This window comes from Paenibacillus sp. 4624 (assembly GCF_050435065.1).
Lineage (GTDB): Bacteria > Bacillota > Bacilli > Paenibacillales > Paenibacillaceae > Paenibacillus > Paenibacillus amylolyticus_D.
Map to the genome: position 1 here is coordinate 183,218 of NZ_JBNDJR010000001.1, position 21,965 is coordinate 205,182.

Consider the following 21,965-nt stretch of genomic DNA (forward strand, 5'->3'; position numbering starts at 1 on the left):
TCCAAGGAGGCGCAATACATGGGGGGATTGAAGAAAAAGAAACTTTGGGGTTCCGTTTCTCTTGTTATGGCATTAACTCTGGCACTGGCAGGATGCAGTGGAGAAGAAGCCAAAACGACGACACCCGATGGTAAGGAAATATTAAACATCTCGGCATTTATTAGTGAGCCGAATCAGGCACCGGCAGCGGATAACCGGATATACAAAAGGATTGAAGAAGAGCTGGGTGTCAAACTAAACATGGAGTTTCTGGTCGGTGACCTGCAACAGAAGCTGGGGGTTATGATTGCGGGTGGAGATTACCCGGATCTGATCACGGCAGATACCAAATTGGTTGCGGCTGGTGCGGTGATCCCGCTGGAAGATCTGATCGAGGAACATGCACCAAACCTTAAAAAGCATTATGCAAAAGATTGGGAACGGATGAAAGATTCCAGTGATGGGCATATTTACTGGTTGCCTAACTACGGTGTATATACTGGTGAATTCATTAGTAACTATTATTCCGGACCTGCGTTCTGGATTCAAAAGCAGGTGCTGAAAGAAGCCGGATATCCAACACCGAAAACACTTGATGAGTACATGAAGCTGATTCGTGATTATGCGGCTAAGCACCCGACGACATCGGATGGTCAACCAACCATTGGTTTCACAACACTGGCTTCTGACTGGAGAACATTCCCTCTGCTCAATCCGCCAGAGCACTTGACCGGTCATCCAAATGATGGTGGTGTTGTTGTAGATGACAAAGGTGTTGCAACCGTATTCGCGGATAAAGACATTTCAAAACGATACTATAAAGAGCTGAACAGTCTCTATAACGATGGACTGCTCGATAAAGAAGCCTTCGTTCAGAACTACGACCAGTATTTGGCGAAAATTTCTTCGGGCCGTGTTATCGGCATGTTTGATCAGCACTGGAACTTCCAGCAAGGGGAGGACCCGCTTGTAGCTCAGAACAAAATTGCTCAAACATATGTTGGCTTTCCGCTGGTTTATGACACAAGCATCAAGGATCATTACCTGGATCGTCCGGTAATTAACTTGAACAACGGTTTTGGTATCAGTAAAGATGCTAAAGATCCTGTTGCAATTCTGAAATTCCTGGATAAGTTGATGGATGAAAAGTATCAAAAGTTGCTGTCCTGGGGTGAAGAGGGCGTAGACTACATGGTTAACGATAAAGGCAGATTCTATCGTACACCTGAACAACGTCTTCAACAGGACGACCCGGCATGGAAACTGGCTAACAAAGCGGAAGGTTTCTACAAAGCATCACCGAAGCTGGAGGGAACTTTTGAGGACGGTAATGCTGTAGGAGCGCTAAACCAGCCTGAGGAATTCTACGATAGCTTGAAGCCGGAGGATAAAGAATTGCTGGATGCATACGGTTTCAAAACATGGAGTGATTTCTTCTCTCCTGCACCTGAAAACCCAGTGTATTATCCAGCGTGGCAAGTGGACTTGAAAGAAGGTTCAGATGCTTCGGTAGCCAACAAACAAATGACCGATACGTCGCTGAAGTACTTGCCTAAAGCAATCATGTCCAATGCAGATCAATTTGATTCGATCTGGAGCGAGTATGTGGACGCTTACAAGAAAATCAACGTGAAAGCGTATGAAGACCGAATCAATGAGCAATTACTATGGCGGATTCAGAACTGGACCGTGAAATAAATAAAAGCGGTTGTTAGATTGGCTCGGAAGGTGTCAGGTACATGAATATAAATCATGCCCTGTGCCCTTCCGAACAATTTATCCTCAAAATCCGCTGTACGTTGATAGGAGGAGTGAAAGATGGCGAATACGCCAGGAGCCATACAGGAAAAATCTGCTCCAACCGTTGTGACCAAGACGCCTCTGATGAAGCGCCTGCGCAGTCAAAAACAACTGATGTTTATGTCTCTGCCCATCGTCGCTTATATTTTGGTTTTCTCGTATTATCCGATCTGGGGCTGGGTTATGGCGTTTCAGAATTACAGTCCAGCGAAGAAATTCTCGCAGCAGGAGTGGGTCGGACTTAAGCACTTCAAGTTTCTGCTTACGGACGACGCGTTTCTGAACGTGCTTCGCAATACGATCGCGATGAGTTTAATTAACATGATTCTTGGCTTTGTGACAGCCATTGTTTTTGCGATTTTGCTGAATGAAATCAAACACAAGCTGTACAAGCGCACGATTCAAACGATCTCATATCTGCCTCACTTCCTGTCATGGATCATCGTTACGGGCATTGTAGCCAGTTCGTTATCTGTTGATGGCGGGATTGTGAACGTGGTACTGATGAAGCTCGGATTCATTAAAGAACCCATTATGTGGCTCAGCGTTCCAGAGTATTTCTGGGGTATTGTCGGTGCATCACACGTATGGAAAGAAGTCGGCTGGAATGCAATCATCTATCTGGCGGCGATCACTTCCATTGACCCTTCACTCTATGAAGCGGCTGAGATTGATGGAGCTAACCGGTATAAAAAAATGTTGTATGTTACGTTGCCCGGCATCAAGTCCATCGTCATTATCTTGTTGATTATGAATATGGGATGGATTCTGGAAGCCGGATTCGAAGTACAGTACTTGCTTGGAAATGGTGTAGTTGTTGACTGGTCTCAGACCATTGACATCTTTGTCTTGAAATACGGGCTACAGATCGGTAACTATTCACTTGCTACCGCAGCCGGTATATTCAAAACCGTCGTCAGTATCACCCTGATATTTGCAGCTAACTCAATATCCAAACGATTCGGCGAAGACCGATTAATATGAGGAGGACACATCGATGGGAATAAACAAATCTCGAGTTGAGCCGATTGTCTTCCACACATTTAACGGCTTGCTGATGATCTTTATTGCAGTAGTGACCTTGTATCCATTTTTGAACACACTGGCTATTTCTTTTAATGCGGGTAACGATACGATTCGAGGCGGAATCTACTTGTGGCCGAGGGAGTGGACCAGCCAGAACTACAAAGCCGTATTTGCGGGTGGAACCATATTCGCGGCTTTCGGGATCTCGGTTGCCAGAACTGTACTAGGTACTGTGCTCAGCTTGTTCCTCACTTCCATGTTGGCGTATACGCTCAGCCGCAAAGACTATATTCTGCGTAAACCGATTACGATTATCGTTGTAATGACGATGTATTTCAGTGCAGGTCTCATTCCAACGTACTTCCTGATCAAAGATTTGCACTTGCTTAACAACTTCTTGGTATACATCATTCCGGGTCTGATCAGTGCGTTTAATATGATCGTTATTCGGACGTATATCCAGACGTTGCCTGAAGGACTGATTGAGTCAGCCAAGATTGACGGCGCGGGCGATTTCAGAACGTTTATGTCGATCATTTTACCACTCTGTCAGCCGGTACTTGCGACTGTCGCGTTGTTCATTGCGGTAGGGCAATGGAATTCTTGGTTTGATACGTTCCTGTATGCTTCATCCAAGCAAAACCTGAGTACGTTGCAGTACGAGTTGATGAAACTGCTGTCCTCTTCTATGAACACCAACAGCAGTGCTGCGGTATCCAGCGGAGCAAATATGGGGCAAGCGCGTAACATGGTTACGCCAATATCAATCCGGGCAGCGATCACCATTGTTGCAGCATTGCCAATCCTCGTCGTGTATCCGTTCTTGCAGAAGTACTTTGTACACGGATTGCAACTGGGTAGTGTGAAGGAATAGTAAGAAGCAGCAACGATGAGTTATCATCGTTAGGAAGCGAATGATTGTAGGATCTAAAGAAGTCGGCCGAATGAGGTCGGCTTTTTTGGTATACGTAGGTAACGGAAAAATGAGTAGAAAAAGACATCTAATCATTTGCTGTATATGTTATAATTTTCAATAATACGGCGTGGTCTTGTGAGTCAGCGGTCAAGCATTCGATAGGTGCTAAGTTTCTAGATCTGCAGCAATTTCCTGTCTCTGTTCATATTCAATGGAATGAAGATCGAGCCGAAACGATATATCCTCAAGGGTCATAAATCTAATTCAAGATGGAGTTGAAAAAGATGGAAAGCATCCGTAATAATGCGTTACGTTTATAGGGAATTTCGCGATGGCCTATTTTATTTTTGGAGAGGGAACAATCGGTAAGCCGCTAATATTTGCGTTTTGGATGCTTATGTTGATGATGGGGTTGGACTGGTACAAGAGTAGGAAGAGTCACACACTAAATTAGCATACGGTACCATGGAGCCGGTTCTGGCAGAGGATCGGCTATTTGATGTACAATTTTGGAGAGGAGGTGCTGGATTGCTGTCACGACCGCTTTCGCTTGACTCATTCCGATGCTGGATGCAACGGAAACAGGAACAGCTGCAGGTGCTCCAGATCTCAACGGAAGAGAGAAAAGAGAATCCTGAAGATGAGAAGAAGTGTACTTCCGATCCTTTCATTGGATATGTTCATGAATCGGAGAGAGCTATGGGGCAGGTCACCTTATGGGCCTCTCGGCAGATGGAATTTGAGGTAGTAAACATCGACACAGAAGAATGTTTAATATGGACGTATGTTGAGCAGATTGAAGAGCAAGAAGACTATTTCGAAACGATATTGGAGCCTTACTTTGGCGCTTTGCAGTCTGGGGTTAAAGTCTAACAAAGCTTGTGACAACGGTGTATCGAGGAGAGAATGAGGACAACCATTTACATCCGAGCCTTTGTTCATTACACTTGATAAGTAATGCTTATAAATAGGATATACGTAATATCAATTCAGATGATCGGGAGGACGTTATTATGCATCAATCAGCACACATTCAGGAAGCACGCGATTACATATTAAACCGGATCAACACCAAGCCAGTAGTAGGTATGATTCTGGGTTCAGGACTGGGAGCACTTGCGGACGAGATTGAGAATGCAACAGTGATCCCTTATACAGAGATTCCATATTTTGCTCAATCCGAGGCTATCGGGCATGCCAATGAATTGGTGATTGGAGAATTAATGGGGAAGACAGTTGTAGCCATGAAAGGCCGCCTTCACTACTATGAAGGTTTTACCTTAGATGAAGTAACGTTCCCGGTTCGCATTATGAAGGCACTGGGCGTTGAACAACTGATCGTCACCAACGCTTGTGGTGCAGTCAACACCAGTTTTGAACCAGGCCAGCTCATGCTGATTACGGATCATATTAATCTGGTTGGCAACAATCCGCTGATTGGACCAAATAATGCTGATCTGGGTGTGCGCTTCCCGGATGTGTCTCAAGTATACAATCGTGAATTGCGCAGTATCGCACTACAGGTTGCCGAAGAGCAAAATGTAAGCCTGCAACAAGGGGTATACGCGTGGTGGAGTGGCCCAGCTTATGAAACACCTGCGGAGATTCGCATGATTCGCACGATGGGCGCGGACGCTGTAGGGATGTCTACTGTACCTGAGGCGATTGTTGCCATTCATGGCGGCATGAAGGTGCTCGGTATTTCCTGTCTGACAAACATGGCTTGCGGTATTCTGGATCAACCGCTCAGCCATGATGAAGTTATTGAGGTAGCCGCGAAAGTGAAGACAACTTTTATTGGCTTGGTTAAAGGCATTTTGCAAAAAATGTAATACAGCATCGCGCTATACTAGTAGAATCCATTCGCAGGCATTGTCTCATCAGAAACCTCTGGTGGGGCAATGTTTTTTTTTACAGAAAAGAGGATGCAGGAATATATCCCTGCATCAGATTGTGCCACTCATAATTTATAAGTGGAAATATGTAAATAGGTATAAATTAGCCGATCCATAGCGGTCATACGACCTACTTTATTTAATTCATGAGAATGACTCTTCTTTCTTGAGTTTTGATAAATCTCCATCCAAAAATTTCAGATTCGGCAGGAAGGATGCGGCTATGGAGCAGAATATAGGAAGCAATCCAATCGTTAGCAATAGCGTGGGGATTCCGAATCTCTCTGCTATTGCTGCACCTGCAAAAGCACCCACAGGCTGTAACCCCCCGCCGATCAAGAAGCGAATTGAATTCACCCTACCTTGGAGCGAGACAGGTACAAGTGTGCCATGGAGTGAGGAACTAAGCACACCAAAAAAAGGTCCTGCTGCCCCAGCGATACATAAAATAAGAAGTGCAAATGGATAACTGGGAAATGCCCCGAGTAAAACGTAGCTGAGCCCAATCGTAGCTAAACTGCAAAGCATAACGACTCTTCTCTTTTTAAACTCACCTAGCTTGGATATGATCAGTAACCCGCCGAGGGTTCCGAATGCAGAAGCTGAGGTCAAGGTACCCATCGTCGCAGCATTTTTATGTAGCACTTCACGCACAAAAGGGATCATCATCGTCCAGACAGCTATAGAAGACATATTACTTATGGAAACCATGGCCATGATGGTTAACATTGCGGGGAACTTTCGATAGAAGGAGCAAGCTTCGCCAATATCTTGGATATATTTTTTAAATGAAAATGTAACGTTAGAAACGGCTTGTTGATGGATCGTAGGCATATAGAGCAGGGCAGTTAATGCTAAAAGGTAACAGGCAGCATTGACGCCCAATGTGGGTAAGGAACCTGCAAGTGCGATCAGAGCTCCAGCCAAAGCGGGGCCGATCAAGGCAGAAGCATTACGGGCGCCATCGATTACAGCGAAAGAGCGTATCAATTGATGCTTGTCTACTACACCAGGAATCACAGCCATGGCTGTTGGCATAAACAGTGCAGAACAGGCACCGCTAAGTGCTGCTGCTATGAAGAGATGCCAGATGTGCAGGTGGCCAGCAATACTCATGGTCAATGGAATCAGAAGAGCTGCTAGTCTAATGACTACAAGTCCGCTCATGAATTTCCCACGGTTCAGCCGATCGGATAATGGTGACCCAAGCAGGCGGAATAAAACCTCAGAAATACTGAAACATAGTGCCATAGCACCCATAGCCAGTTTGGAAGCTGTTAATTCATAAACGATCCATTCCATGGCCAAGAGACCAAAAACGTCTCCGAAGGAGCTTAGAGTAACCGTGGCTAATAAATAGTAGTAACTTCGCTTCAGCATGAAAATTCCTCCGTAGATGTCAAATAGAGCTTAGTAAGCACGAAACAAATGAAATGGAGAATGCTTAGTTATGAAAATAGTCGTCGATCTGCTGAGGGAGTTTATTCAAGGCCTCCAACCGCAAGCTATATTCCGTATTTTTGTGATCATAGTGAACGAGAACTAGACCTGCAGCTCGCAGAAAAATCAGATGATAGTGTATTGTGCTCTTCGAAAGCTTGACTTCACGGACGATCTCGGAAAAGGATAGTTGCTTACCCGCAAGCTGACGTAAAATAACTAATCGCGTCTCATCGGACAAAGCTCTTGTTAGACGCAGCAATTTAGGATCAGGCCGTCCCGGTTCTGTTGGCATGATGTCACAAGCGTAATTCGTGAAAATGACCTCGTCAAAGATGGTTGACGTGACAAAAGGACGAGCATGGTATTGGGGAATCATAATGATCTTTTTCAACTTAGAGGTGGGATAAATGCGCATGCCTTGTGTTGCATCTTCATACACCTCTTTATCATTAGTACCATCAAGGAGGGCACGTCTTTCCTCTGCTTCGCGAATGAGCTCATCTATGATGACTGAATGAACTTGACTGAAATACTGGCTATTCCATTCTCTTAGCACCTCTAAAGTTTGGCTGCGAAGTGACGATAAATTAGAGGGCACAGACATGTGAAACTGGGATGCAATGTCGAATAACTCTCCTGTTGACAGGTTCTCAAGCCAATCCATAAACCCATTCACCGAGCGTTCTCCAGGACAAGTCCAAATGTAAGGTGCAAGAGTAAAGTGGTCTGTCGCTTTCATCATATCGCGCATCAGTTGAAGCTTGGCTGGGGTGAAACGATGCTGGACGTCACGAATCCAAGATTTCCCCGCGTCAAGGGCATTATGATTTTGTTTGTTCGTAAAAGCAATCAGGCTGTTTACGCACTCGTACATCGGAGAGAAATCAACCTCGACTTTATATTCCATAAATGTAGAACCTCCTATTTGTTCTATAATTATAGAACTAATTGTTTTTCATATTATATGATCCAGAGTTTTTTTTCAACTGGCATTTCGTATATATGGAATAAGCACGTGAAGGGCGAAGGGATGATTAAGGAATTGACCAAGGCAGGACTTGGCAAGCTGGAGTCAGATGAACAATATACTACGTATGCATCCAGGTATGGTTTTGGGGCAGTTGATTTGAATCCGCTCTCATTCGTACAGACGTATGGCATAGAACAAGCGCAGCATTTGCTGGAAAGCAATCAAGTTATCATTGGCTCAGCGGATTTTCCAGTGGAATGGCGTTCAGCCGATGAACAATTCGGAGAGGGGCTGCCGAACCTGGTATCGATGGCCGAAGCATCTGCCGCACTGAATGTAGACAAGTGCTGTACCTACATTCTGCCCTCTACGGATTATCCTGCTGCTACATTTATGGCTGTAGCGACCAAACGACTAAGACTTTGTGCTGATATTCTGGATGCTTACGTTATACGGCTCGGACGCGCATGATCTGCCCATTGAGGAATTGAAGGATGGCGAACGGCTTTATCCGGGAGCAGGTGTCATTGATCTGAGTGGTTTTCCGAACAATCTGAAGGCCATCGGTTACAACCATGTTGTGGCTCAGGAAGTGCTGGCACCTGTATCCGAACTGGATGTGGAGTCACGGTTTGCCAAGTCGAAGAAATTCATTTGATTCAGTCGTTTTGTATTTTATTTCAGGATAATGCGCGTCATGTTCAGTGAATGTTAAGAGCGCCCTTGTATTATTAAAACGGTATGGAAGTACAGATTAAGGAGGAGACATTTTGAGTCTACAGATTGGTAAAGGTTCTCAGATAAAAGGGAGATGGAAACTTCTGGTGCTTGTCATGACCTTGCTTGCCAGTGTGATTTTTTCATCATCCACTGCCATGGCTGCCGTAGTTCCTGTCACATTAAATCAACCTAAAGACATTCAGTTTTTTAAGATGGATGCTGGTGAAACGGAGATGCTCATCGCAGATAGCGGCAATAATCGTGTTATCCGGGCAACAACCGAAGGAAGAGTGCTTGCGACTATGGAAGTCCCACATTTGACGGCGGCGACAATGGGGAGTAATGGGCTGATTTACGCTGCTGAATCAGGTGCGGAAGCCAAGGTACATATTTTTAATCCTGACGGAACTGAGCATGCGCCACCTATAGACATTATGAGTAAATTCTCATTAACTGCTGGTACAGATGAAAATAAACAACCCTATATTAAAAGTATGGTTCTATTCACAAAGAACAATAGTGAGCAGTTGGCCATGTTCTACAGCACATATGTCGTGTTTATGAATGCTCAACAAAAAATGATCACCCTGGCGACAATCAGATTGGATAGTTCGGGGTACGGATCATCGGGCGGAGGATATTCAGAAAACTCAAATGTCATATTAGGAGATAACAATGAGTTGTGGTATACACAAACAACGGGATTAGTTCTTAACAACTTAACCAATGCATTCAACTCATCTGATGATTACGGAGATTTGGCAATAGACCCGGATAAGAAGTTGTTATATGTTGTGAACCGTAATCAGATCATGCGAACAAGCTATGAAGGAGTCTCTTATTATAATCGGCCTGTACTGAGCCCATGGTTGAGTTCAAGTGACAATTACCCTATAGATATTAGCAATTCAATTGCAGTTGGCCCAGGCGGAGAAGTATATATGGCTGATACAGTGAGGAATAGGGTAGTTATTTTCAATTCGGATGGAACCTATAATCGGCTTTTAAGTCTTATAGAAATTACTACCCCCAAGCCTGTTACTAGTCCATTTTCCAAAACGATTAAACACGGGGCTCCATTGGTTTTTAGCGCTACGGATTTTGTTAGTAATTATGCCGATCCGGAGAATCAGCCTATGACAGATATTCGCATCATATCTTTGCCTGACAGCGGTAAGTTACAGTTGAATGATACGGACGTTGTGAAGGATCAGGTTATTCCTGTTACGGAACTAGAGAGGTTGAGCTTTATTCCTTCTTCGGTTTACACGGGGATGAAGACATCTTTTAGCTGGCAAGCCAAGAATGGATCTGTTTTCTCAAGTAGCGCGGATGTAACGATTGCTCTTCGAATTAAAGGAGATGCGAACGGGGATGGTGTGATTACTCCGGCAGATGCCTTGTTAGTCAATAAATATATCAAAGGTTTAATTACTTTACCCCCAAGTCAGATTGAAGCATTGGACATGAACGATGACGGTGTGCTTGATGCTGAAGATTCAGCCCTAATTATGGGCATTTACTTGGGAATCAAATCATAGAACCTGGGAAGGAGTGAATACTTTGCAAAACAATAAAGGGTATCTTTTTTCAGCAAAATACAAACGTTCAATGAATTCGCTTCTGGCTGTGCTGCTTATGGTTTCCATGATTTTTTCGTGGCTTCCTCAGGCAGACGCCAGTATAGATGCTGTTATTCATATCGGAGAAGTATCCGGAAAAAAGGGAGACAGCATTGAAGTGCCTATATCCTATGATTCAAAAGGTACAAATTTTTCTTTTTATCAATCTGAACTGTCCTTTACCTATGACCCGGCAGTGCTTGAACTGGTGAATGAGGATGAGGTCGTAAACAACCAGGCGTATGCCAAATATCAGGGAGTCAGCCTGACCCAAAATACATCCACTTCTGGTGTCATTCGGATTACGATGACGACGCAAAGACACATTGATGAACCTGGAGCATTGTACTCCCTTCATTTCAAAATCAAGGAGAATACAACAGTCGTCGGGGAAAGTTCAGTGAACCTCGGTGAAAGCACATGGTTTCAGGACGGTGATCCGCTTCCGGTGACGGGAGAAAACGGGAAAGTTACAGTGAAGGCAGATGAAAAACCGGTTGGGAAAGCGGTTGTCTACATCGGATCTGTAAAGGGAAAAGCAGGTGAGAAGGTAACGCAATCCGTTGATACCGTGTCGCTGGATCAGCCGATTGGCTCTTACGGGGTACACTTAAAGTTCAATCCGGCTGTCCTCAGGGTGACAAATGTTACGGGAAACAGATCAGGAGTACAGTACAACGTGAACAATGAAACAGGATCGCTCATCGTGGGCTGGAGTGATGCGGATGGCGGGCTTAATCCTATTCCAGCATCAGAGATCCCACAGACACTGTTTAAAATTGAATTCACAATTGCCTCTGGTGCTGTGGCAGGAGAATATCCGGTGCAGACCATTGATGCAACTGTACCTGAACACTTTACGGTGACGGATGTCGATGCGATTGAAATGAACAAGCAGTTTGTACCGGGCAGTATTACAGTCCTTAGCGCTCCGGTTACGCCAACAACGCCAACAACGCCAACAACGCCATCAAATCCAGGTTCATCCAATTCGGGGACTTCGTCCTCTGGCTCTGCAACGCCAACAACAATACCGTCTGCAAGCACTTCCGAGAAGATTACGGTGAATGTGACGAACGAACGGAATGTGGGTGCCATTGTATCGGCAACGACTATTGAAAGAACAACTGGTACAGATGGACGCAAAAAGGATGAGGTGAACCTGACGGCTGAACAGACCTCAAAAGCAATTCAGAGTTTGAAGCAGGCGGCTTCAAACATCGCCCGAATCCTGATTCCGGACGTAAAGGATGAGGTATCCGAACTGAACGTGAAACTTCCGGCTGAGTCTACCTCGCTGATGGCCAATGAGAAGATGAATCTGTATATCGAAACGGTTAATGCTTCATTGCAACTTCCGGCGAGTTCTTTACAGGGACTGGGATCGGATGTATTCTTTCACCTTGTGCCGATCAAAGATGCCACAGAGCGTGAAATGGTGAAGCAACGAATCCAGAACGATCCATTGTTAGCTCACTCATCGGCGAATACAGCGGACTTTCGCTTGGCAGGTCGTCCAATGACGATAGAAACCAATATGAGCAATCGTCCGGTGACGGTTGTACTGCCAATCACAGAACCAAATCTGACACCGAAAGAACTGGATAAGCTGCAGGTATTTATTGAACATAGTGATGGAACCAAAGAACTTGTTAAAGGGAAAATCGTCAAGTTTAATGGAACAGACCAATCGGGGATTGAGTTTGAAGTTACCAAGTTCAGCACATTTTCCATTGTTCATATTAATGATTCCAAAGGAGCCTCTTATATTCAAGGGTATGCGGACGGCATGTTCAGACCCAATCAGACTGTGCAACGTGCTGAAATGGCTGCCCTTATATCTCGTGCACTCCTATCTGACAACAGTGGGCAAATACCCGCTATTACTTATAAGGATGTGCCTGCTGCCAGCTGGGCTCGCGATGCCATCACAAAGGTTTCACATGCAGGATTGATGAATGGCAATGCGAACGGCATTTTCATGCCGGGACGTTCCATTACACGGGCTGAGATGGCTGTAATTATTGATCGGGTTCTGAAAAAACAGGAGTCGCCAGCTACTGCGATGACCGATGCTACACAAACTGACGGTGCAATCGATGCTTCTGACATTACACAACATTGGGCGAAAGAGGCGGTTCAGCACGTAGTAGCCTCCGGTATTATGACTGTGTCTGGGCAAGGCAAGTTCCGTCCAGAAGATGCCGTTACACGGGCAGAAGCTGTGACCATGTTGAATCGTTTGTTAAACATTAAATCTGATGGTGATAATTCTCCTATGTGGAAGGATGTCCCTGTAAGTCACTGGGCGTATGGAGCAATCCAGGCTGCATCCCAAAATTAGCACGAAGTTTGCTGACTCTCTCAGTCTGTTCATCCATGGTAGATCATTCTATTAGGGCAGATGGTATTACGGAAGGCATTTGCGAAGGCATCCTCGGATGCCTTTTTTCCATCTTGTATGCAGATTATCTGAATAAGCATAGACAGTTTCAGGTATGAGTGCGAAAATAACGCTAGATTGCTATCGGTAAAGATAGATGTTACTGGAGAAAGAGAGATGAAGGTCATCAGAAAGGATCGATTTTTGTTAGGAATCGGATTCATGACTTTGTTGCTCGCACTGGTGGTCGTGTGGCAAACTACATCTGAACAGGAGAGGCCAGAGGCTAAAAAGGGCGTGATGGACTTGACAGGTCTGGAGTGGACAAACAGGTCCGTTATCCCGCTGGATGGAGAATGGGAGTTCTACCCGAAGCAACTGCTTACTCCCCAGCAGATTCATCTCGCACATATAAAGCCGATCATGATGCAGGTTCCGGGGAATTGGGACGACAAAAGCAACAGTCACGGATCGGTAATGAACGGTAAAAGTTATGGGACCTACCGTTTGCTCGTGCGAAACGTGCCTCAAGGAGAAATGATGGCCATCGCCAAACGATATGTTCGCTTCTCGGATGCAATGTACGTTGATGGAAAATTAATGAATCGGTCCGGCATCCCGGGAGAATCCGCTGCCTCCTATGTCCCGAGGAATGAACCGTACATGGTCTATTTTCATCCGGATCGTTCTGAGATCGAAATTGTGTTGCAAGCTGCTAATTTTGATTTTCGCAGCGGCGGAATCTACAATTCGATTGATCTGGGTCAAGGCCGATATATGGAGAACAGGGCAATGATTCAAGCGGGGCTTGAGCTGCTGATCATTGGGATTTTGGGGATTTTCAGCTTATTATTCATCTATTTATATGTGCGTTTGCATCGGGATGGCATTCAACTTCTGTATGCATTGTTCTTTATCGGTTTTGCCTTGACCGTGGTAACCAACGGTGAGCGTTTGCTGTTACATCTGGTGCCGGAACTTTCTTTTGAACTGGTTTACAAGTTGAAATATATAGCTGTGTATGGCCTATCCATCATTGCAAGCTTGATAACCTGGAGACTTGTTCCAGATGATCGAGTATGGTGGAAAAAGTGGAAGAAGATCCCCAGTGGAATGTTGACTGTGTATCTCGGTTTGATCACCATATCTCCATTCCGCGTATATTCATCGATCCAGGAAGTGATGTATGTCGTTAATGTAGGCTCCTATGCAGTGGCTTTCTTTGTCATTCTTCGTCAGTATATTCGCACAAGTGATGAAAAACGGACCCGATCTGAGGCTCAGTTGCTGATTGTCTGCATCTGGCTCATGCTGGTCAATTATGTTCTAGGCATCATCGTAACGTGGTATCCGGTCAGTCAGGTACTATTGAACTGTACAACCATCGTGATCCTGGGCACATTTGCAATGCTGCTGATCTATCAGTATGTGCAGGCGTATGCATCCATGCAGCGCCTTACTCTCCAGCTTCAACTGGCGGATAAGGCAAAGGATGAGTTTTTGCTGCTGACTTCACATGAGTTAAACTCCCCGCTGCACAGCATTATTCATCTATCCCGTTCTCTTTTGACGATGTCCATGAAACGAACGAATGAACTGGAGGTCAGGTCCAAGCTTCAATTAATCCGGAATACGGCTTATCGGATGTCCAATCTGGTTAACGATCTCATCGATGTGTCAAGGTTCAGGGATGGTGTAGTGAAAATCTCACTGGGTACCGTTGATCTGGTTTCATGTCTCTCGCTTGTTACAGAGGTGTTAGGGTTTCTGGCGTCCGGCAAGGAGATCATCATCGTCCGAAGAATGGAGCCTGATGCAAGGTACATTACAGCCGATGAGAATCGATTGCTGCAAGTGTTGTATAACCTGGTCTATCACATGATGGGACAGTATTATAATGGAGAGTTGATTTTTTCCAGTGAACGAGATCAAATGGTCATTCGAATTACGCTGCATATGAAAGCAGAGAGGGGATCAGGTTCTCGGCTGGGTCCAGGTGGTCTGGATACTACTTCAGCACAGGCAGAGCGAACAGCTGCCGGATTGTCAGCAGCATACGAGATTGTCAGTGCAATGGGAGGAAAACTCACAATTAATGAAGAAAAAGCATGGATTACCCTTGAGCTTCCGCCGGCTGCAGATGCTGACATGATTCTATTAGAAGCAGCAGTTGGTGAAGATACATATATGGGAGAGGAAAAAAAAGTGGAGAGCATGAATTCAGGTCACGTATTCATTGCAACATCTGATCTCGTAGACCTTGAACAGCTAAATACATTGCTTTCTGCGGAAGGATTTCAACTGAGCTTTGCAGACAACCATACCAAAGTGCGCTCTGTTCTGGCTGGCGGCAGACAGCCAGACCTGGTGATTCTGGATGCCATGCTGCCTGAAATAACAGGGTATGAGATGTGCAGACAGATACGTATGGAGTTTAGCCAGGCCGAGCTACCGGTGTTGTTTATAAACACGCGGAGTACACCAGCGGACATTGAGGCCTGCATTCAGGCTGGCGGTAATGATTTTATTACGCGTCCATTGGATGCCGGGGAGATTCTGGTTCGTATCCATATGCTGCTAGGCATGAAGCAGCTTGTGAAGCAGGCTGCGAATAACGAGATGGCTTTTCTGCGTTCGCAGATCAAACCGCATTTTTTATATAATGCTCTGGGAACGATTATGTCCCTGTGTTTTACAGATGGACCAAGAGCTGGAGAATTGCTTGGCAGTTTCAGTCGTTATCTGCGAATTTTGTTTCATCTGGATAATACAGAAGAGCTGATTCCACTTCGTCAGGAGATGGAGCTGATTCAAGCTTATGTCGAGATTGAACAGGAGCGTTTTGGCTCACGTCTTCAGGTGGAATTGGATGTGGACAGCACGCTGTATCTCTGCAAAGTGATGCCGCTTCTGATTGAGCCGCTGGTGGAGAATGCCATTCGTCATGGTGTATCCAAAAAAATTGATGGCGGTAAAGTGACCCTCTCCATTCGTAAACATCAGGAGCAGGTTCAGGTTGTAGTAGAGGATGATGGTATAGGCATGTCGCAAGAGCAGGTTACACTTGTTCTAAACAGAAACCAATCGGATCAAGGCATTGGCCTGCAAAATGTGCAGAGGCGCCTGAAACACTTGAACGGGCAAGGGCCTGTGATTCAGAGCGAGCTTGGTCAGGGCACTAAAATCAGGATTGAATTTCCTTATCAATAATAGAAGGAGGGAGGATTATGTTACAAGCCTATTTGGTGGACGATGAGCTGCATGCGCTAAATATGCTGGAGATGTTCCTGGACAAAACAGGGGAGGTTCATGTAGCTGGCCGCTGGATGAATGGTTTCGAAGCCCTGAAGGCCCTGGACAATGCACGTCCTGACATCTGGTTCGTGGATATCGAGATGCCAGGCATGAGTGGATTGGAGCTCGCAGCCAACATTCATGAGGTAGATCTGGATGCGGTTATTGTGTTTGTCACCGCGTATGATCAATACGCTGTTGCTGCTTTTGAACATGAGGCACTGGACTATCTGCTTAAACCGATCGAGATGGGACGTTTATCTCGCACGATTGAACGAATTTTAAGAGAAACTGAGAAAGAGAATGGAAAGCAGAAACAGAAGCAGACTACAACCTTGATTGATTCAGCCGAACGCGATGCGAATCGGCAAGATGCAGACAACCGTGAGGAAGAAAACTACTTATTTGTACAGATGTTCGGAAAATTGCGAGTGACGCCGACGAGTGGTGATTCAGTCATGTGGCGTACAGCGAAGGAAAAGGAGCTGTTTGCTTATCTTCTTTTGCAAGACCCTGACGCCAATGAAGTTCACAGGGATCAGATTATAGAACATTTGTGGCCAAATGAGCGTTATGAAAAGGCCAAAATTTATATGCATACCTGTGTCAGCCTGCTGCGTAAAAACCTCAAGAAGCTGGGTTTGGAACAGATGATCAGTTATAAGAATGAACAGTATATCATAGACAAAAAGAGAATCCGTGCTGATATCTATGATGTGCTGGATGTTCTGCAGCGTATGCAGCGTGAGGGGCATGTGCCGCTGGAGCAGATGGATCGGACCTTGTACCTGTATCAGGACGAACTTCTGGCGCAGGAAGATTATCCATGGGTGTATGAGCTTAGTCAGAGGCTGGAGCGAAATGTCCTGGAACTGCTGCTGAACCTGTCGGAAAAGCATTTGGCGCTGGGGAATGGGAGGAAAGCAACGGAGGCAGCCGAGCGGGCTATGGTACATTCGCCTTATGAGGAAGAAGCCTATCGGTTCGCTATGAAAGCTTACTTATCCTTGGGAAAGCATGATCAGGTGCTGCGAATTTATCGCGATCTGGAAGCGAGGCTGAGCGAGCTGCACATCGCCCCTTCAGCGGTAACGAAACATTTATATGAACAAATTAAAGTCTAAGTTGTGAGGGGGAATCTTGCTAATACAGCATTATATACAATCAGACGAATTCAATAATACGATCCAATAGTTGAATAGAACGTGTCCGGATGAAACCATTTCACCGGCACGTTTTTTTTTATGGAAATATTGACATTACGTTAACAATTCCAAGATTTCCCGTTTACAAATCCCTCCTATAATTACAAACGTGATAGGTCATTTTTACTATGAACGTGGATAGTTTGGGGGGATGAGGCGAACAAGCTCTCATATAGACGATACATGCAAGCATACCAAGCAGGGCACAGCAGCATCAGGCAAGATTATATGGAGAAAAGAAGGGTGACAAGAGCCAATGTCAATGAAAAAAGTGCTTGTAGTGTCCATGGTAGCCACAGCGCTAACAACTTCTGTGGTTGGTGCAGTATCGGCTGCTCCTGCAGCAAAACCTGCGGCTAGTACGAGTGCAGCACAGGTGAAAAACTCCACGTTTACCATAAACGGTAACAGTGTCATGGTACGTTCCATTGTGAAAAATGGAGAAACCCTGGTAGCGGTTCGCGATGTTATCCAAGCGATCGGTGCTCAAGCTGAAGTTGCAAACGGGGCGACGGTGATTCAATGGAATGGTCACACAGTCAGCTTACAAAACAAGTCCAAACAACTTGTCGTAGACGGTACAAAGGTAAATTTGAACCAGCCGGTTACGATCATTGGAGGAGTGAGCTATGTTGCACTTCGTCCGTTGGTATCTGGTGTAGGTGGAACGGTTGGTTTGAAAAACGGTCAGCTTGAAGTCAGCACGATTGCTCTGATTGAAGGTACAGAGAACCCGCGCTTTGCCGGAGCAAATGAGCTAATCGTCTCCAAAAATGACGATGAGGGCAGAAGTGATTATCTCGTGAATACAGCCACTGGAAAATATGAGCTGTTGTTAACGACTGAAGGTGGTTCAGACCTCGTTGTGTCCCCAAGCGGCAATCAAGCAGCCTATACGAATGCAGAAGGAGCCGTATACGTTATCGACCTGACAACGAAGGCTTCCAAGCTCATTACGAAGGACACAAGCATCAAACCGGAACTGGTCTGGTCTGCGGATGAGAGTTCAATCTATTTCCTGCAAGGAGATAAAGGCTCGGTGATTGCCAACCTGAATCTGGCGGACGGCTCCATCAAGAAACTGGTGGAAGATAAAGTGGATTATAAAGAGAACCTGAATGTGTCGCTGAGCGGCAAACGATTCATCTATACCGTAACTACTCTGGGTAAAGTAACCGCAGATTCGACGAATGTAGATGAAGACAATGTGGACATTGATTTCTCGGCAAATCAACAGCAGTTATTTTCGTATAACAACGGTTCTGACAAACCGGTGGCGGTGAAGTTAACTACTTCAACGGATGATAAAGTATTTATTTATTCTGCAGATGGTCAGAAAGCCTACTACGTGAGTGTACCGTCCGAGGATGGTAATGCTGCACTGATGTCTGTAGATGCATCCCAGAAACCAGTTACGGTGTATAACGAACATGATGTAGAACAAGCCGTTTTGTCAGGCGGTAACTTGTATCTGCTTGCTGCGCAGGATGACAAGAACAGCATGATTCTGTCGATCGATACGCTAACCGGCCAACAATCCAAGCTATACACGGTATCCTCTGACGTATCGTCCATCGTTGTGAAGGGTTCACAGCTTGCTGTCGTTGAGAACGGTCGAGTACTGGTGCAAGCGGATGGCAGCTGGAAAGCTGTAACGAAGTAAAAACATACATTTTGATGCGTAAGTAAAATGAATAAGCGTAATTAAAAAAATGAAATGAATAATAAACCGCGAAATTCGAGAGGAGCTTTTTACAATGAAAAAATGGATCAAACCGTTCACAGCGATGCTCATGGCTGTATCCCTGGTTGGAGGACTTGGTGGTGCAATGACAGCATCGGCTGCCAAAAGCACGGAGAAAGGCAAAATTATCATCAATGGATCTTCCGCATTGCTTCCATTGACGCTTCAAGCTGCAAGTGAATTCAAGAAAGACAATCCAAAAGTTAAAATCTCGGCATCCGCTGCGGGTTCCGTCACTGGCCCACAATCTGTTCGTAAAGGCATCGCAGATATCGGCGCGGTAGACTGGGATGCATCCAAGGATGTTCCTGGCTTCAAAAAATTCGACGGACAAGTTGCTCACCCGGTAGCTGTAACCGTGTTTACAGCGGTAGTAAATACAAACGTAGGTGTAACGAATCTGACTACCAAACAACTGCAAGACATCTTCTCCGGTAAAGTAACGAACTGGAAAGAAGTTGGCGGTTCCGACGGTAAAATCGTTGTGGTTAACCGTAAGTTCGGATCAGGTACACGTGTTAACTTTCAACAAAAAGCACTCGATGGCAAAGACTTCATGAGCAAAGGTGACAACTACAAAGAAGTAGGTTCGAGCGGTGACATGAAAACGACCATCGAAACGACGCCTAACGCGATTGGTTATATCGATCTGCCGTACGTAACAAGCAAAATGAAAGCTGTATCCATCAATGGCGTAGCTCCAACAGAGAAAAACGTGCTGAACAAAACATACAAAGTATGGGGTATCGGATACTACATGACGAAAGGTCAACCAACGGGTGCAACGAAAGCATTCATCGAATACATCCAAAGCAACAAATTCCAGAACGGTTCTCTGAAAAAGCTGAAATTCATTCCGCTGGCAGCCGTTAAGTAAAACGTTCAGTCTGGTGCTGATCAGACTTCAACTCAACATCCTGCAATTCCATAAGAAAGGGATAGCCAGCTTCCGCGCGTGGTCGCCAAGCTGGCTTCTCTATGTGAAAGGAAGAGTCCTCTATGATGGAAATGAATCCACCGGCGAACAGCCCGGCTCCGAATGAGCTGGGTTCAAGTCTTGGCAAAGCGCCCGAGAAGAGACGACGTTTTGACCGTAAAGCCCGGCTCCGGTGGTCTAACCGCATGTTTCGCATCCTCTGCAATAGCAGTGCGGCCTTTGTCTGCCTCGTTCTGTTCTGTATTTTGGTGCTTATGCTTCGCACAGGTGTCCTCACTTTTGCAGACGTCTCGCTGAAGGAATTCTTTTTCTCTACGAACTGGGACCCGGAAAATGAGCACTATGGTGCGCTGACCTTTATTCTGGGTACGTTTGCTCTCACTGGACTTACGATGCTGATGGCGATCCCTCTATCCGTAATCATTGCTGTATTTCTGGCGGAAATGACACCAAAATGGCTTCGTCGCCTGTTGCGTCCGGTGCTGGATCTGCTGGTGGGTATCCCGTCCGTCGTATACGGTTATCTTGGTTTGACGGTATTGATCCCATGGCTTAGAGACTTGAGTGGACGTGATCTGGCAGATGGTCTGCTTGCGGCGTCTATCGTGCTCACCATCATGGTGCTGCCGACAATTAGCCGAATTAGTGATGATGCCATCTCCGCCGTGCCGAACAAATACCGGGATGCGGCGTATGCACTCGGTACGAATCGGTTTCAAACGATTACCCGGGTTGTGCTTCCTGCGGCAAGAGGCGGGATCATGTATGCAGTCATTCTGGGCATGACACGAGCCATTGGTGAAACGATGGCGGTGGTTATGGTCATTGGGAATACAGCGCAGCTGCCGACGAGTCTGTTCACACCAACCGCCGTGCTGACCAGTAACATTGTGATGCAAATCTCCAGTGTAGAATTCGATTCGATCTGGAATCATGGCTTGTATATGATGGGCTTTATTTTGCTGGCAATCTCCATCCTGATGATTGTTGCCGTGAGAATGCTGCAGAAGAGAGGGGGACGTCACCTGTGAGTGTGAAAAGAGAGGTTCATCCGGGTACCGCGTATTCCTTTGGCAAACGGCGAGCATCCTCGGCATGGATGGATCGGCTGTTTACGGGTACGGTGTGGGGCGTAGGTATTATCGTTATTTTATTTATTGTGGGATTGTTGTTCCTGTTGCTGCAAAAAGGGTTGCCGATGCTCAGCTGGGATTTCCTGTACGGTGTACCGAGTGAGATTGAGGAGGGCGGAGGGATTGGCCCGGCACTCTTTAACTCTTTTTACGTGTTGATTCTGTCCCTTCTCATTTCGATTCCAATCGGACTTGCAGCAGGCATTTACCTGGCTGAATTTGCGCCAAACAACAAACTGATTGAGGTTGTACGTATTTGCGTGGAGGGACTATCGTCCGTGCCATCGATTATTTTTGGTTTGTTCGGGATTGCACTGTTCGTGGAGTATTTCGAGATTGGTCTGACCATTCTTGGAGCCGCGGTTAGCCTTGCCTTCCTGAACTTGCCTGTGTTGACCCGGGTGACAGAGGAATCGGTTCGTGCTGTACCAACCGAGCTTCGCAATGGTTCATTTGCACTGGGTGCAACGCATCTGCAGACGATTGGGCAGGTGGTTCTTCCCGTTGCGCTGAACGGAATCATGACAGGCATCTGTCTGACCGCAGGCCGTGCTTTTGGCGAAAGTGCCGTTATTATTCTGACTGCGGGTGTATCCACGTCCGGCGAGATGTGGGATTTCAATCTGTTATCGCCAGGCGGAACGCTGGCGGTGCATCTGTGGTATATCCAGTCCGAGGCCATTGTGCCGGATGCGGAGCAGATTGCCCAGAAATCTACGGCGGTGCTGATCTTTGTCGTGTTGCTGATCAATATTTTGTTCCGTGTGCCACTATGGTTTAATTCTCGTAAAAATCAAATGTAACGTAGAACTAAAGTCTGTGCGGGCAAACCTGTTATATCTGCTAGATTCGGGCTCAGGATAAGGATACGGCGTATGTTCTAGAACTGATCATGACA

At 45.8% G+C, this 21,965-nt stretch carries 17 protein-coding genes; 15 read left to right on the plus strand and 2 right to left on the minus strand.

What is annotated here, in order from left to right; genetic code table 11:
* Positions 1 to 18 precede the first annotated feature (18 nt).
* The 5 genes from ABIE27_RS00850 to ABIE27_RS00870 all read left to right on the plus strand — a co-directional run bounded on the left by ABIE27_RS00850 (position 19) and on the right by ABIE27_RS00870 (position 5,553).
* On the plus strand, positions 19 to 1,677 hold the full coding sequence (locus ABIE27_RS00850; protein WP_123062793.1) for an ABC transporter substrate-binding protein: 1,659 nt from the start codon (positions 19 to 21) through the stop codon (positions 1,675 to 1,677).
* Positions 1,678 to 1,863: 186 nt separating this feature from the next.
* Entirely contained in the window at positions 1,864 to 2,763 is a 900-nt protein-coding gene (locus ABIE27_RS00855) for an ABC transporter permease (protein ID WP_090915693.1), read from the plus strand.
* A 13-nt stretch (positions 2,764 to 2,776) separates the two neighbouring features.
* Positions 2,777 to 3,679 (plus strand): carbohydrate ABC transporter permease, encoded by a 903-nt coding sequence (locus tag ABIE27_RS00860; protein WP_123062792.1) that lies wholly within the window; start codon positions 2,777 to 2,779, stop codon positions 3,677 to 3,679.
* Positions 3,680 to 4,186: 507 nt separating this feature from the next.
* On the plus strand, positions 4,187 to 4,594 hold the full coding sequence (locus ABIE27_RS00865; protein WP_429349693.1) for a hypothetical protein: 408 nt from the start codon (positions 4,187 to 4,189) through the stop codon (positions 4,592 to 4,594).
* A gap of 140 nt (positions 4,595 to 4,734) precedes the next feature.
* A complete protein-coding gene (locus ABIE27_RS00870) occupies positions 4,735 to 5,553 on the plus strand; it encodes a purine-nucleoside phosphorylase (RefSeq protein ID WP_123062790.1) in 819 nt (272 codons plus the stop codon).
* A 207-nt stretch (positions 5,554 to 5,760) separates the two neighbouring features.
* On the opposite strand, the gene ABIE27_RS00875 is transcribed toward ABIE27_RS00870, so the two are convergent.
* Positions 5,761 to 6,996, minus strand: a complete 1,236-nt coding sequence (locus ABIE27_RS00875) for an MFS transporter (RefSeq protein ID WP_429349694.1) — start codon at positions 6,994 to 6,996, stop codon at positions 5,761 to 5,763.
* 64 nt (positions 6,997 to 7,060) lie between these two features.
* Positions 7,061 to 7,966, minus strand: coding sequence for an ArsR/SmtB family transcription factor (locus ABIE27_RS00880; RefSeq protein WP_429349695.1), 906 nt, complete (start codon positions 7,964 to 7,966; stop codon positions 7,061 to 7,063).
* A gap of 123 nt (positions 7,967 to 8,089) precedes the next feature.
* Between ABIE27_RS00880 and ABIE27_RS00885 the strand changes: the two genes are divergently transcribed.
* The 10 genes from ABIE27_RS00885 to pstA all read left to right on the plus strand — a co-directional run bounded on the left by ABIE27_RS00885 (position 8,090) and on the right by pstA (position 21,870).
* Positions 8,090 to 8,500, plus strand: coding sequence for a hypothetical protein (locus ABIE27_RS00885; RefSeq protein WP_240036631.1), 411 nt, complete (start codon positions 8,090 to 8,092; stop codon positions 8,498 to 8,500).
* On the plus strand, positions 8,469 to 8,687 hold the full coding sequence (locus ABIE27_RS00890) for a hypothetical protein (RefSeq protein ID WP_240036630.1): 219 nt from the start codon (positions 8,469 to 8,471) through the stop codon (positions 8,685 to 8,687). The genes ABIE27_RS00885 and ABIE27_RS00890 overlap by 32 nt, the downstream gene beginning before the upstream one ends.
* Positions 8,688 to 8,799: 112 nt before the next feature.
* A complete protein-coding gene (locus ABIE27_RS00895) occupies positions 8,800 to 10,290 on the plus strand; it encodes a dockerin type I domain-containing protein (RefSeq protein WP_429349696.1) in 1,491 nt (496 codons plus the stop codon).
* 22 nt (positions 10,291 to 10,312) lie between these two features.
* Positions 10,313 to 12,715: an S-layer homology domain-containing protein gene (locus ABIE27_RS00900; RefSeq protein WP_429349697.1), complete on the plus strand. Its 2,403-nt coding sequence runs from the start codon at positions 10,313 to 10,315 to the stop codon at positions 12,713 to 12,715.
* 216 nt (positions 12,716 to 12,931) lie between these two features.
* Positions 12,932 to 15,964: a hybrid sensor histidine kinase/response regulator gene (locus tag ABIE27_RS00905; protein ID WP_429349698.1), complete on the plus strand. Its 3,033-nt coding sequence runs from the start codon at positions 12,932 to 12,934 to the stop codon at positions 15,962 to 15,964.
* A gap of 17 nt (positions 15,965 to 15,981) precedes the next feature.
* Complete coding sequence (locus tag ABIE27_RS00910) at positions 15,982 to 17,172, plus strand: response regulator (protein ID WP_429349699.1); 1,191 nt, start codon at positions 15,982 to 15,984, stop codon at positions 17,170 to 17,172.
* A 343-nt stretch (positions 17,173 to 17,515) separates the two neighbouring features.
* A complete protein-coding gene (locus ABIE27_RS00915) occupies positions 17,516 to 18,916 on the plus strand; it encodes a stalk domain-containing protein (RefSeq protein WP_429349700.1) in 1,401 nt (466 codons plus the stop codon).
* Between the two features lie 94 nt (positions 18,917 to 19,010).
* Positions 19,011 to 19,874, plus strand: coding sequence for a phosphate ABC transporter substrate-binding protein (locus ABIE27_RS00920; RefSeq protein WP_429349701.1), 864 nt, complete (start codon positions 19,011 to 19,013; stop codon positions 19,872 to 19,874).
* A 122-nt stretch (positions 19,875 to 19,996) separates the two neighbouring features.
* Positions 19,997 to 20,965: a phosphate ABC transporter permease subunit PstC gene (gene pstC / locus ABIE27_RS00925; protein ID WP_429349702.1), complete on the plus strand. Its 969-nt coding sequence runs from the start codon at positions 19,997 to 19,999 to the stop codon at positions 20,963 to 20,965.
* Positions 20,962 to 21,870, plus strand: coding sequence for a phosphate ABC transporter permease PstA (gene pstA, locus ABIE27_RS00930; RefSeq protein ID WP_123062781.1), 909 nt, complete (start codon positions 20,962 to 20,964; stop codon positions 21,868 to 21,870). Before pstC ends, pstA begins: the two co-directional genes overlap by 4 nt.
* Positions 21,871 to 21,965 lie beyond the last annotated feature (95 nt).